Raw genomic sequence first — 13171 nt, 5'->3', positions numbered from 1 at the left:
GCCCCCCCGCCCCCCCCGCGGCGGGGCGCCCCCCCCGCGGGCGGGGGGGGGGGGGGGGGGGCCGCCCCCCCCCCCCCGGGGGGCCCCCCCCCCCCGGGGGGGGGGGCCCCCCCCCCCCCACTCCGGGGTGCGGGGGGAGGGAGCCGGCGCTCAGCGCGGGAGGGGAGGGGCGCCAGCGGTCAGCGGGGAGGGGAGGGGCGGTCAGCGACGCGGGGCGACGACGGCCCAGCCGTGCGCGCCGACGACGAGCACGTCGCCGTCGAGCCCGGCGTCACGACCGGCCACCCACCCGTCGGCCGCGGGGGCAGGGTCGGCGACGCGCAGCGGCTCGTCGCCGAGGTTCAGCACGACGACGAGCACCTCGTCCGAGCCCGAGCCCGAGCCCGAGTCCGAGTCCGGGCCCGAGCCGGCCCCCGCGCCCCGCACCTCGAGCACGAGCGACTCGTTCGCCACCGACACCGTGCGGGTGCGCGCCGAGTGCAGCCACGGGTGACGGCGACGGAGGCCGACCAGCTCCTGGTGCAGCGCCAGGACGGCGGGGTCGGCGCCGGCCACGAGCGACACGACGTCGTCGCCCGACCAGCGAGGGAAGGCGGGACGCACCGCGTCGTCTCCGCCGACCCGCTCCTCCTTGACGGCCCTCAGCCCGAGCTCGTCGCCGTAGTAGACGCTCGGCACCCCGCCGAGCACGAAGAGCAGCACGACGGCGTGGGCGTGGTGGCGCTCGTCGTCGATCTGGCTGGCGATGCGGGTCACGTCGTGGTTGCCGACGAAGGTCAGCGGCACGAACGCGTCGAGGAACTCGTCGTGCCGGGTGAGGGCCCAGGCCAGCTCGTGCAGGTTGACGTCCTGCAGGCTGTGCCAGGTGCCCTGCCAGAGCTCGTACTGGGTGACGCTGTCGAGGCCTCCCTCGCGGACGGCCGCGACGTAGTCGCCGTGCAGCACCTCGCCGACCACCCACACGTCGGGGTGCCGCTCGCGCAGCGGGGGCAGCACCTGGGCCCAGAACGACGACGGCACCGCGTAGGCGGCGTCGAGGCGCCAGGCGTCGGCGCCGCGCTCGGCCCAGTGCACGAGCACGTCGGCGACGGTGCGCACCACCTCGGGCGACGAGTGGTCGAGCGCGATCAGCCCGCCGTGCCCCTCGAACGTCGCCAGCTCGCCCTGCTCGTCGCGACGGAACAGGGAGGCGGCCGGCGACGACGGGTCGGCCCGCGCCTCCCGCAGGGCCGGGAACTCGGGGCCGACGTGGTTGAACACTCCGTCGAGCATCACCCGCACGCCCTTCGCGTGGGCGGCGTCGATGAGCGTCGCGAGGTCGTCGTCGGTGCCGAGGCGCGGGTCGACGGTGAACCAGTCGATCGTGTCGTAGCCGTGCGTCGACGACGCGAAGACGGGGCCGAGCGCGAGGCCGTTCGCGCCCAGCGCGAGCAGGTGGTCGAGCCACGGCACGAGATCGAGGAGGCGCGGTGCCGGCGAGCGGTCCGCCCCGGTCGTGTCCGCCCCGCCGAACCCGAGGGGGTAGACGTGCCACCACACGACGTGCTCGGTCCAGGCGCGGGCGGGGTCGGTCGGGGTGCTCGGGGTGCTCGGGGCGTCGGGCGTGTTCGGGTCGTTCGGGGTGTCGGGGGTGTTCGGCGTGCTCGGGTGCATGCGGGCCACGGTAGCGGCGTCGGCCACAGCGGGTGCGTGAGCGGGTGCGTGGAGGGGTCGAGGGCGGGTGTTCCGGGGCGAGGGCGGGTGCGCGGCGACCCGCCCTCGGCCCGGAAGACCCGCCCTCGGCGGACGAGGGCCGCGCGAGCCGGGCGCGCCGGGCCGCGCGCGGCGCGGCGCGCCGCTCCCGGCCCTAGTCCGCGTCGACCTCGACGGGGTCGCTGAGGTCGAGCGACCAGACGGCGACCCCGGCGAGCCCGAGCCCGCGGGCGAGCGAGACGCGGGTGTCGAGCGAGCGGGCGTCCGACCACCAGAGCACCTCGCCGCCGTCGAGCGACGCCGTCTGCTCGGCGGCCCGGGAGTCCCAGCGAGCGGATCCGCCGGCGTCCTCGACACGGTCGCGCGCCTCCTCGTCCGACAGCTGCCCGGCGGGCTCGTCGCCGCCCCAGCGGTAGCCGTAGCCCGCGACGCCGAGCACGATCTGGTCGGTGGGCGCGAGCTCGGCGAGGGCCGCGAGGGAGTCGATCGTCCAGTCGAGGGAGCCGACGGGGCCGGGGTCGTCGGGCTCCCAGGGGCCGTGCTGGTCGTAGGCCATCAGCGTGAGGTGGTCGACCGACGCGGCCAGCGCCGGCACGTCGTAGCCGAGCTCGGCCCACCCCTCGACCGTGGTGGACGCCTGCAGCGCGACGTCGAGCCGCACGTCGGGGCCGATGGCGGCGCGCAGCTCGGCGACGAGGGCGGTGAGCCCCGCCGAGTCGTCGGCCGAGAGCCCCTCGAGGTCGATCATCAGCGAGTCCCAGCCGCCGACCGTGACGTCGGCGGCGAGGTCGGCGACGACGACGGACCTGTTCTCGGGGCTCGCCAGCAGGGCGGTCGCCAGCGGGCCGCTGAAGTCGCCGAGCCGCTCGTCGTAGTTGCTCACGAGCAGCTGCGCCTGGAGCCCGCGGGCGTGCGCCGCGTCGCGCTGCGCCTCGGCCTCGGACGACGGGCTGCCGACGCCGGCCCCGTCGGGCGCGAGCAGCACGCCGTCGACGGCGAGCACGTCGAGGGAGGCGGCGCTCGCGTCGACGACGTCGGGGGCGGCTCCCTCGAGCACGAAGCCCGTGACGTCGAAGGCCGGAGCGGCGGCGTCGGCCCGGGTGGCGTCCGCGTCGTCGGCGGGGCCGGTGCCGTCGGTGCTGCCGTTCGACGTCGCGTCGGACGAGGAGGCGCCGGTCGCCTCGGACGAGGAGGCGCCGGTCGACGAGGTGCACCCGCCCAGCACCAGGGCGAGCACGGCGGCGACGGCTGCGGCGGCTGTGGCGGCGGCGACGGGCGGCGTCGACCGGCCGGGGCGCGGGCGCGGGCGGGCGGACCTCGGTGTCATGGTCGGAGCGTACGGCTCATCGCGGCCGTCGCGCATCCGGGTGCCGGCGCACGAGTCGACGTCGAGCCGTGCTCAGGTGACGCGTCGTGGGGTCTCGAGCGAGGCGAGCGCCCGCGTCGCGACACCTGAGCGTCGCTCGGCGGCCGAACCGCGGCCCAGGCGCGGGCGCGGGCTAGGTGCGGGCGCGGGCTAGGCGCGGCCGCCGGGGCGGGCAGCGGCGAGCTCGAGGTTGACGTCGTCCGGGTCCTGCAGCGAGAGCACCACGAGGCCGAAGGCGGGCAGGTCGGTGACCTCGCCGTGCTCGATGCCCGCCGCCTCCAGCCGCTCGGCGGCCTCGTACAGCTCGTCGACGGAGCCGACGCGCAGGCTCAGGTGGTCGAGGCCGACCCTGTCCGGGTCGAAGCGGTCGCCGGCCGGCGCGACCGGCCGCAGCCCGAGCGTCTGCCCGCCGAACGTGAACGAGCAGCCGCCGTAGGTGCGCTGCGGGTCGTCGTGGACGGTCGGGTCGTCGATCTGGTCGCTGAAGTCGCTGCCCGGGGGCATCCCGAACAGCTGCTCGTAGAAGGCCTTGCTGCGGTGGATGTCCGTGACCGTGAGGCGCACGTGCGAGAAGCCGAGGGGCGTGACGATGGCGTCGTTCATCGGGCCATCATCGGCCCCTGCCCCTGACGGTGCCCGAGGGCGGGCGGGTCCGTCGGGGGCGGGCGGTCGCGACGGACCGTCGGCGACGGACCCGCCCGCCCTGCCGGGGCGTCAGCGCAGCAGGCCCGAGCGGTAGCCCCAGACGACGGTCTGCAGCCGGTCACGGGTGTCGAGCTTGGTCATCACCCGCGTCAGGTGCGACTTCACGGTGCTCGTCTCGATGACGAGCCGCTCGCCGATCTCGTCGTTCGACAGGCCCTCGCCGAGCAGCCGCACGATCTCCTGCTCGCGGGGCGTGAGCACGTCGACCGAGGCCCCGGACGAGGAGGCGGCCCGCCGTCGCGTGAACTCCGCGATGACCCGGCGGGTGGTCGCGCCGTCGATCGCGGCGCGGCCCGACGCGAGCGCTCGCACCGCGGCGACGAACTCGTCGGGCTCGGCGTCCTTGAGCACGAAGCCGCTCGCCCCGGCCTCGAGGGCGCCGAAGACGTACTCGTCGAGGTCGAACGTCGTGGCGACGAGCACGGCGGGGCCGCGCGGGCCGTCCGACGCGGCCGCGCCCGCGGCCCCGCCGGCGCCCGCACCGCCTGCGCCCGCGCCGCCTGCGCCCCCAGCGCCGTCGCCGTCGCCCCCGCCGAAGCCGCCGTCGCCCGCCGCCTCGCTCGTGATCACGCGCGTCGCCTCGATGCCGTCGCCGCCGGGCATGCGGACGTCCATCACGACCACGTCGGGACGGGTGCGCCGCACGACCTCGACCGCCTCGCGGCCGCCGGAGGCCTCGCCGACGACCTCGACGCCTCCTGCGGTCTCGAGGACGATGCGGAACCCGGCCCGCACGATCGACTGGTCGTCGACGAGCACGACCCGGATCACGAGGCGCTCCCGCCCACGACGCGCTCGGCCTCGACCGGCAGCTCGAGCCGCACCCGCCAGGTGCCCGTGCCGGTCGGGCCGGCCTCGAGCAGCCCGCCGACGAGCGCCGCGCGCTCGCGCATCCCGACGAGGCCGTAGCCCGCCGGGGCCGAGCTCGCGGGCCGGGACGGCACCTCGTTCTCGACGACGAGCACGAGCCGGCCCGGCCGGGCGGTCGTGGTCAGCTGCACCGGGGCGTCGGGGGCGTGCCTGCGGGCGTTGGCCAGCGCCTCCTGCACGGTGCGGTAGGCGGTGACGTCGGCGAGCGGCGCCAGCGAGGGCAGCTCGCCGTCGACCTGTTCGTCGACGGCGGTGCCGGCCGTGCGGGCCGCGGCGACGAGCTCTCCGACGTCGCGCAGCCCGGGCACGGGGGCCGTGCCGTCGGCTCCGTCGCCGGTCTCGCGCAGGATGCCCACGATCGACCGCAGCGAGTCGAGCGTCTCGCGGCCCTGCGAGCGGACGCTGCGCAGCGACTGCTTCGCGCGCTCGGGGTCGACGTCGACGAGGCGCTCGGCGGCGCCCGCCTGCACGACGAGCCCGGTGAGGTGGTGCGCGGCGATGTCGTGCAGCTCGCGGGCCATGCGGGTGCGCTCGGCGGCCACGGCCGACCGGGTCAGCGTCGCCTGGTGCTCGACCGACTCGGCGGCCCGTGCCCGGCTGTCGCTCTCGTGCCGACGTCGCAGGGCGACCCACGAGCCGACGGAGGCGCTGATCCCGTTGACGAGGACGGCCGTCGCGACCAGCGCGAGCGCCTCGACGACCACGCTCGTGCCCGGGGCGTCGATCCCGCCCAGGCCGCCGAGCCCGCCCTGCGCGCCGAGCGCCTGCTTGGCGACGGCCGTCGCGCCGACGACGGCGCCGACGCTCTCGACCGCGATCGCGACGAGCACGACCCCGACGGTGCGGCGCGTGGTCAGCAGCGAGCCGACCGTGTACGCGGCGACGACGGGCGCCGCCGTCCAGAGCGCGAGGCCCGTGGGCAGCACGGCCAGCAGGCCGGCCTGCACCACGCTGATCGCCAGGAGCGTCGCCGCCGGCCAGCGCCGTCGCAGCGCGAGCGGCAGGCACTGCACGACGGCGAGCACGAGCACGACCGTGATCTGCGCCGCAGGGATGCTGCGCGACGCCCCGAGGAACTCGCCTGCCCCCACCAGCGAGGCGAGCAGCGCGACGGTGACGACCGTCCAGACCGCGGCCAGGACCACGTCGCGCCCGAGGGGGCTGCGCACGCCGAGCCGGGCGAGCGCCCGTCGTGTCGCGGCGGCGCCCGGCACCGTGCTCTCGTGCTGCGCGGAGCGGCTCTCGTGCTGCGCGGAGAGGGAGGGAGAGGAGGTCACGTCCCGAGCATGCCAGGTGCCGGCGTCGTCGCGGTCGCGGGGCGTCCCGCCCTGTGGACGGCGCATCAGAAGCTCACGCTCGGGGAGAGCAGACGCCACGTGACCGCGAACACGGCCAGGGCGACGAGGGCGGCGACGACGAGCACGCGTCCGGTCACCGAGGCCCAGCCCCGACGCTCGCGGACGGCCTGCACGACGGCGACGGCGGCGGGCACGATCGCGACCACGCCGGCCAGCTGCAGCACCTGCAGCACGCGGAGCGACCCTGCCGACACGTCCTGGAACGCCATGGCCTGCACGGCCGTGATGCCCCAGCCGACGAGCGCGAGCAGCGTGGCGACCTGGCCGAGGCGCGAGAGCAGCAGCGCGCGGCGGCGGCGTCCGGTCTCGGGGCGTCGGGCGACGACGAGGTCACGGCGCCCGGTGCGGCGACCGAGGCCGACGAGGGCCGCGGTCGGCCAGGCGACCACCGAGACGAGCAGCACCGCCACGGAGACGAGCACGAGCGGCAGGACGGCCGACGCGACCTGCCAGGGCTGCGCCCGCAGCATCGTGAAGGAGGCGCCCCACGAGATCGCCGACACGGTCGCGTCGTCGCCCTCGCCGTCGGTCCGCGTCGCGAGCAGGGCGTCGCCGCCCACCTCGCGCCACAGGTGGTCGTCGACCAGCTCGTACACGCCGGTCGTGGTGGCGAGCGGCTTCGGGGTCACGGCGACGGTCCCGTCGGAGCGCGGGACGATCGTCGTCTGGCCGCTCAGGGCGAGCAGGGCGCCGGGGTTCGTGACGGGCGAGCGGGAGGAGGTGTAGACGCCGGCCATCGCGGCGGCCGCGGCGGTGCCGTCGGAGCGGGCAGCGCCTCCTCGGGTCGTGTCGTCGTCGGCGGACGCCTCGCGCAGGTAGCGGTCCGCGAAGCCCTGCAGCACCGTGGTGCGCAGGTCGAGGGTGTCGGTCGCGGCGCGGCCCGAGCCGTTGAACGACACGAAGATGCCCGCGTCGGCGTCGGGGAACATCCGCATGGCGCTGTGGAACACCTGCGTGTCGCCGTCGTGGCCGAAGGCGGGCAGGCCGGGGGTGCTGTCGTCGAAGAACGCGAGGTCCATGCGCTGGCCGACGGCGAGCGTGCCGAGCTGGTCGGCGTCGAGGGCGGGGCTGTGCATCTCGTCGAGGGTGGCGGGCTCGAGCAGCGACTGCTCGGCGGGCAGGTCGCCGAGGTGGGCGAGCATGAAGCGCGCCATGTCGGTCGCCGAGGCCGACATCGCTCCGGCCGGGGCGGCGTTCACGACCTCGGTCGGGTACGCCGGCTTCGAGTCGTCCGGGTAGCCCTTGGCGAGGCGGGCGTCGAGGTCGGCGGGCAGCGGCTGCTCGAACGACGACGAGGTCATGCCGGCGGGGTCGAGCACCTCGTCCTGCACCAGCTCGGCGAACGGACGTCCGCTGACGCGCTCGGCGACGTACCCCGCGAGCGTGGCGCCGTAGTTCGAGTACGCGGGCGTGGTGCCGGGCTCGTAGACCTGCGCCGGGGGAGCCTCCGAGACCGCCTCGCGGAGCGTCTGCTCGCTTCCGGGCGTGCCGATGAGGCCGGAGATGACCTCCTCGAAGCCGGCGGTGTGCGTGAGCAGGTGCCGCAGGGTGACGGCGCCCTTCGGGGTGTCGAGGTCGAAGTCGAGGTACTGCTGCACGTCGGCGTCGAGGTCGAGCTCGCCCTGCTCGACGAGCTGCATGATCGCGGTCGCCGAGACGACCTTCGAGACGGAGCCGATGCGGAACAGGGTGTCCTCGGGGTCGACGGGGCGGGCCGGCGAGCCCTCGGTGCCGGTGTCGGCGAGGCCGTAGCCACGCGCCGTGAGCAGCCGGCCGTCCGACACGACCGAGACGGTCGCCCCGGGGATGCCGGTGGTCTGCAGCGCCGAGCCGACCGCGCCGTCGAGCCAGGCGTCCACGTCGTCCTGCGTGAGGGAGCGGCCGCCGGGCTGGTGCTGGGGGGCCGAAGGAGGCGCGGTGTCGGCGGCGGGGGAGGTCGCGCCGGTCGCGGTGGCCGGGTCGGCCGCGCCGGCCGGGTCGGCCGCGCCGGCCGAGCAGGCGGCGAGGGGGACGGAGAGGGCCACGACGGCCGCGGCGGCGGCGAGTCGGGGCAGGAGGCGGCGGGCCCGAGGGGCCGTCCGCGGTGCGGTCGGGAGGGGTGTCGATGTCATGCCTCAACGCTCGCGGACCGGACGCCGCGGCACAGGGGGCGGAGGTCGGGACCTCGGTTGCGACCTGAGTCGCAGGCGGGGCAGCGACCTCCGGGCCGGCCGGGGCGGCGGCCCGCACGGATCCCGTCAGGATCGGCGCCCGTGCCGCACGGATCCCGCCAGGGCCGTCGGCGCCCGCCGCCGCGGGCCGTAGGACTGAGCCATGACCACCCACGCACCCCGCGGCCGGCAGCCGCGGCGACGTCCCCGACCGGCCCGCCCGCTCTCGTGACGCTGACCGACATCCTCCCCTCGATGCGGCGCTCGATCGCCGACCCGCTCCTCCTCGACGCCTGGCCCCTCGGCACCCGCGCCACCGTCGACGACGTCGTCATCGACGGCGTCTCGCTCGTGCGCCTCGCCGACCTCTGCGAGACCCCGTGCGTGCACACAGGCACCGCCGTGCTGCCCCGCTCGGGCGGGCGGCCCTCGCCCGTCGACGACGCGACGGCGATCGTCGTGGCGGTGCGCCACGTGGCCCGGCACAGCTCCGGCGCGCTCGTCGTGCAGCTCGACGCCCGGCTCGGCGCCGTGCCGGCCGTGCTCGGCGAGCTGCGCCTCGTCGGCCGCGTCTCGACGGCGCACGACGTCGCGGTCGTGGTCGGCCTCGAGGACGACGGGCCGTCCGTCGCCGTCGTCGACCTGCCCGCCGACCTGCGCGCGGGCGACCTCCTGGCCGTGCCGTGCCCGGGCGACGTCACGGTCGGCCGGGTCCGGCGGGCGGCGTCGCGGTGACGGCCGAGCACCCGGCGGCGCACGCCGCGGCGCGCCCGGGCGTGCACCCGGCCGACGCCGTGCGGCACCTCGTGCACGACGCCGTCGACGGCAGCCACGTCTGGGGCTCGGTCGACCGGTCGCCGGCCCGGTCGACCGTCGTGCAGCAGGTGACCCTGCGCGTGAACCGGCCCGGCACGACCCCGGCCGACCGCCGCCTCCTGCACGTCCGTCAGGTCTGGCCGGCCGCCGGCGCCGTCCTGGCGGCCGTGTGCCTGCTGGTCGCGATCGCCGCGGAGGTCGCCCCGCCGGTCGCCGCGCTCGCGGCCGCGGCGGTCTGGGTCGCGGGGGCGGCCTCGCTCGAGCTCGGCACGCGGCGCGTGCGCGGGTCGGTGCGCGAGCTGACCGCCTCGTCGACCTGCACGCCGTCGGGGCTCGTCGTCGTGGGCGACGCCGCGCGGGTCCGGGCGACGGCCGCGCGGCTGGTCGCCGTCGAGCGCGACGCCGCCGCCGGCCGGATCACGCCCGCCCGCTTCGAGGCGCTCTGGGGAGAGGTCTGGGAGGCGCTGCCCGCCGGGCCGCCCGCCGCCGCGCCGCGCTAGCGTCGTGGTGTGAGCGATCCCGACGCGCCCGACGAGGCCTCCGAGCCCGCCGCCTCCTCGTCCTCTGACGGGGCCGCCGCCGTGTTCCCCGCGGGCTGGGTGCGGATCGGCGAGCGCGACTGGCTGTCGGGGTGGGCCGGCTACGGTGCGGTGTTCTTCGTCGTGACGCTCGTCTGGTTCGGCTCGCAGGCCGGCGGCTTCTTCGTCGACGTCGTGCCGTTCCCCAGCAACCTGCTGCTCGGCGTCGCCCTCGTCGTGGCGCTCTTCGTCGCCGTGACGGCCGTCCGCAACGCGATCTACCCGCAGCCCTTCGTGAACCTCGACACCGACGAGCTGCGCGCGGGTCGGCGCACCCTCGCGCTCGCACACGTCGACCGGGCGCTCGTCCCGCTCGACCCGGCCCTGCGGTCGGACGTGCTCGTGCTCCGCCTGACCGCGAAGGAGGCGCGGGTCGAGATCATCCTGCGCGACCGGCGGGGCCCCCGCCTCGACGACACCTCGACGGAGGTCCTCGCGGAGGCGCTGCGCCGCACCTCCGTCACGATGCCGACCTCGTCGAACGACCCGACGGGGCGCTTCGGGCGCTACAACTTCCCCGGCCACGTCGGGCTCGACGACGCCGTCGCCCTCGTGGAGCAGCCGCCGCCGCCCGGGGCGCCGCTGCCCGCGTCGTGGTGAGCGCCGCCGCCTGAGCGGCGCGCCGCGCCCTCGATCCCGCGGCACACCCCGAAACCAGCATCACACCCCCTTTTCCCGGGGTGTGATGCCGTTTTCGGGGTGTAGCGGCTGCCTGGGCGGTCGTTCGGGCGCCGTCCCGTCCGACGTGGTGAGGTGGGCCATGTCCTTCTTCCCCGAGGTGCCGCCGACCGACGACGACGACCAGCCCGAGGAGGTGTGGGTGCCGCCGGCCTGGACGCAGCCGCCGCCCGCCTGGCTGCCGGGGCGCCTCCCCGAGGCCGCCCTGCTCGCCCGCACCGACGAGGTCGCGGTCGCCGTGACGGGCGTCGCGGTGCACCCCTCCGGCGTCTCGTTCGAGATCGAGTCGGTGTTGCGGAACCCGCAGCAGGGGCGCCGCGCCTGGGCCGCCCTGGTCGACCGCTTCGAGGGCGGGCGCTTCCGGCCCGGCCTGGCCGACGCCTCCGACGGCCTCCGCTTCGGGGTCGAGCTGGCCGACGGCGCCACGGCGATCGCGGGGCCCGGCCACTTCTTCGACGGCGACCACACGGAGGCGCCCGTCGGCCCGGTGCTGTCGCTCGCGCCCCACGGCGGGTCGGGCGACGACCGGATCATGACCGCGACGAGCACGCTCTGGCTCTGGCCGCTGCCCGCCGACGGCCCGATCGACCTCGTGATCGTCTGGCCCGAGTTCGGCATCGCCGAGACGCGGCACCGCTTCGACCACCTCGAGCTGGACGCGGCGGCCCGACGGGCGCGTCCCTACTGGGAGCTCTAGCGGCCCGCGCGGCCGGGTCGGGCGCCCGCCTCGCACAGCGCCGAACCCCGTTCCGCTCACCGAACCCCGTTGCACCGTGGTTCGGTGAACGGAACGTGGTTCTGCGGGGGGCGAGCCGGGTCTGCGGGGAGCGGGCCGGGCCTGCGGGGCGCGGGCCGTGAGGCCGTGCCGCCTGCGAGACTCGGGGCATGCCCGTCCACGGTTCCCCCCTGCAGCGTCTCGGCTTCCTCACGATCGGGTCGTTCGACCCCGCGTCCCCGGCCGCCGGCCACGAGGACACCCTGCGCGTCATCGAGCGCGGCGAGCAGCTCGGCCTCGACAGCGCGTGGCTGCGCCACCGGCACCTCCAGCCGGGCATCTCGTCGCCGGTCGCGATCATGGCCGCGGCCTCGCAGCGCACCAGCCGCATCGAGCTCGGCACCGCCGTCACGCCGATCGGCGCGGAGAACCCGTTCCGTCTCGCCGAGGACCTCGGCACCGTCGACGTGCTGCTCGGCGGCCGGCTGAACCCCGGCTTCTCGTCGGGCACGCCCATGAACTTCGACCTGTACCGCGACGCGATCTATCCGGACACCGCCGCCCAGGAGGACCTCGGCGACGACCGCCTCCTGCGCCTCCGCGACCTCGTGCGGGGCGACGTCGTCAGCGCGTCGCCGGGCCGCCGCGGCATCGAGGAGTTCTCCGACACCGTGCAGCCGCACAGCCCCGGCCTGGTCGACCGGCTCTGGTGCGGCGTCGGCAGCACCCGGTCGGCGGTGTGGGCGGGCGAGAACGGGTTCCACCTGCTCACGTCGAGCGTGACCCGCGCCGAGCACGGCACCGACTTCGCCGTGAACCAGCGCGCCCAGATCGACGCGTACCGCGACGCCCACCCGGCGGGCGCCTCCGCGCGGGTGTCGCAGGGGCTCGTCGTCGTGCCGACCGACTCGGCCACGCCCGAGCAGCGGGCCCGGTACGCCGCCTACGCCGAGTCGCGGGCGGGGCGGGTCGGCGTGCCGCAGGGCCCGGCGGGCATGCTCTTCGCGGCCGACCTGGTCGGCACCTCGGCCGAGATCGCGGACGCGCTGCACGCCGACCCGGCCTACCAGGCCGTCGACGAGGTCGCCTTCGCGTTGCCCTTCTCCCTCGAGCCCGACGACTACGCGCAGATCCTCACCGACCTCGCCGAGCACCTCGGCCCCGAGCTCGGCTGGTCGCCGGCGGCGCCCCCGCGCTGACCCCCGCGCCCGCGCGCCGCGCACCCCTCCTGACACCGCCGAGTGAACGGAACACCGCCCACTATCTCGGTGTTCCGTTCACTCGACGGTGTCGGGCGTGCGGCACGGTCGGGCGCGCGGCCCGGGCACCGCGCGCTGCACGGGCACCGTGCGGCACGGGCGCGCGCCGCGCCTCAGCGCGACAGGTGCGTGAGCATCGACCCGATCAGGTCGTTCGTGGGCACGTTGAACTGCTCCACGGCGATGAACAGGTCGCCGCGGACGAACCACGTCTGCGCCGCCTCGATCGGGTACTCGGCCACGTCGAGGGGCTGCTGGCAGAGCTGGCCGCCGTGCGCCTCCTGGCACGTCGCACCGGAGGCGGCGACCTGGTCGAGCAGGGAGGCGGCGGTGGGCTGGTCGAGACGCCCGAGGGACACCCCGATGCCGGTGACGTCGGCCTCCGGGTCGCGCCAGTAGCAGTCGAGCTCGGCGGCCGCGTCGACGATCTGGAACGGCTGGGCACCGGCCTCGGGGACGGACGGCGTGCGCGCCCCGCGGACCGTGCCGTCGCGCCGGGGGATCCCCTTAGGGTTGAGCGGCAGGTCGCCGAACGTGGCGGCGGCGGTCGCGCCGTCGACGATCTGCGTGCAGTCGGTCGGGATCGTGACGACGGGCGCCGCCTCGGGCGTCTCGCTCGGCGCGGTCGAGGGCGCGGGCGAGTCGGACGCCGTCGGGGCCGGCGAGGCCGAGCTGCCCGGCGTCGCCGTGGGCGTCGGCACGGCGACGGTCTCGGTCGGGCCGGCCGCGACGTCGTCGCCGGCGCCGCCCGCGCACCCGGTGAGCACCATGAGCGCGGCGGAGGCGAGGGCGGCGGCCCCCAGCGTGGTGGTGCGTCGACGGCCGGTCATGGCGTCCCCCTCGGTCCCGGCGCCCCTCCTGTCGGGGCGCCTGCCTCACGGTAGCGAGCACGAGGAGGCGCTCCGTCCTCCCCGAGGATGACGAACCTCCGCGTCCGGTCACGATCCGGTCACGCCCCTGCGCAGGGTCCCGGCCCGTTGCACC

The 13171-nt window shown here is 76.8% G+C and carries 12 protein-coding genes; 5 read left to right on the top strand and 7 right to left on the bottom strand.

What is annotated here, in order from left to right:
- Window positions 1-201 precede the first annotated feature (201 nt).
- The 6 genes from FHR78_RS06530 to FHR78_RS06505 all read right to left on the bottom strand — a co-directional run bounded on the left by FHR78_RS06530 (window position 202) and on the right by FHR78_RS06505 (window position 8102).
- Complete coding sequence (locus FHR78_RS06530; RefSeq protein WP_347878077.1) at window positions 202-1680, bottom strand: alpha-amylase family glycosyl hydrolase; 1479 nt, start codon at window positions 1678-1680, stop codon at window positions 202-204.
- A gap of 166 nt (window positions 1681-1846) precedes the next feature.
- A complete protein-coding gene (locus FHR78_RS06525) occupies window positions 1847-3019 on the bottom strand; it encodes a glycosyl hydrolase family 18 protein (protein ID WP_166759604.1) in 1173 nt (390 codons plus the stop codon).
- A gap of 189 nt (window positions 3020-3208) precedes the next feature.
- Entirely contained in the window at window positions 3209-3661 is a 453-nt protein-coding gene (locus FHR78_RS06520; protein ID WP_166759603.1) for a VOC family protein, read from the bottom strand.
- A gap of 111 nt (window positions 3662-3772) precedes the next feature.
- A complete protein-coding gene (locus FHR78_RS06515) occupies window positions 3773-4534 on the bottom strand; it encodes a response regulator (RefSeq protein WP_166759602.1) in 762 nt (253 codons plus the stop codon).
- On the bottom strand, window positions 4531-5910 hold the full coding sequence (locus FHR78_RS15600; RefSeq protein WP_347878076.1) for a sensor histidine kinase: 1380 nt from the start codon (window positions 5908-5910) through the stop codon (window positions 4531-4533). The genes FHR78_RS06515 and FHR78_RS15600 overlap by 4 nt, the downstream gene beginning before the upstream one ends.
- A 65-nt stretch (window positions 5911-5975) precedes the next feature.
- The gene (locus FHR78_RS06505) at window positions 5976-8102 is read right to left on the bottom strand and encodes a serine hydrolase domain-containing protein (RefSeq protein WP_166759600.1); all 2127 of its coding nucleotides are present in this window, start codon (window positions 8100-8102) and stop codon (window positions 5976-5978) included.
- Between the two features lie 267 nt (window positions 8103-8369).
- Between FHR78_RS06505 and FHR78_RS06500 the strand changes: the two genes are divergently transcribed.
- From FHR78_RS06500 to FHR78_RS06480, 5 genes are all read left to right on the top strand, one after another.
- On the top strand, window positions 8370-8876 hold the full coding sequence (locus tag FHR78_RS06500) for a hypothetical protein (RefSeq protein ID WP_166759599.1): 507 nt from the start codon (window positions 8370-8372) through the stop codon (window positions 8874-8876).
- Entirely contained in the window at window positions 8873-9457 is a 585-nt protein-coding gene (locus FHR78_RS06495) for a DUF6611 family protein (protein ID WP_166759598.1), read from the top strand. Before FHR78_RS06500 ends, FHR78_RS06495 begins: the two co-directional genes overlap by 4 nt.
- 9 nt (window positions 9458-9466) lie before the next feature.
- Window positions 9467-10135 carry a hypothetical protein gene (locus FHR78_RS06490; RefSeq protein ID WP_166759597.1) on the top strand — a complete coding sequence of 223 codons (669 nt, stop codon included), beginning with the start codon at window positions 9467-9469 and terminating at the stop codon, window positions 10133-10135.
- Between the two features lie 160 nt (window positions 10136-10295).
- Window positions 10296-10910 carry a hypothetical protein gene (locus tag FHR78_RS06485; RefSeq protein ID WP_166759596.1) on the top strand — a complete coding sequence of 205 codons (615 nt, stop codon included), beginning with the start codon at window positions 10296-10298 and terminating at the stop codon, window positions 10908-10910.
- A 188-nt stretch (window positions 10911-11098) separates the two neighbouring features.
- Complete coding sequence (locus tag FHR78_RS06480; RefSeq protein ID WP_166759595.1) at window positions 11099-12127, top strand: LLM class flavin-dependent oxidoreductase; 1029 nt, start codon at window positions 11099-11101, stop codon at window positions 12125-12127.
- 173 nt (window positions 12128-12300) lie between these two features.
- Here the strand turns inward: FHR78_RS06480 and FHR78_RS06475 are convergent, their stop codons facing one another.
- Complete coding sequence (locus tag FHR78_RS06475; RefSeq protein WP_166759594.1) at window positions 12301-13017, bottom strand: hypothetical protein; 717 nt, start codon at window positions 13015-13017, stop codon at window positions 12301-12303.
- Window positions 13018-13171: the final 154 nt, after the last annotated feature.

The sequence above is a fragment of the Frigoribacterium faeni genome (assembly GCF_011761235.1).
Classification (GTDB): domain Bacteria; phylum Actinomycetota; class Actinomycetes; order Actinomycetales; family Microbacteriaceae; genus Frigoribacterium; species Frigoribacterium faeni_A.
This window is presented reverse-complemented; position numbering and strand designations above follow the sequence as displayed.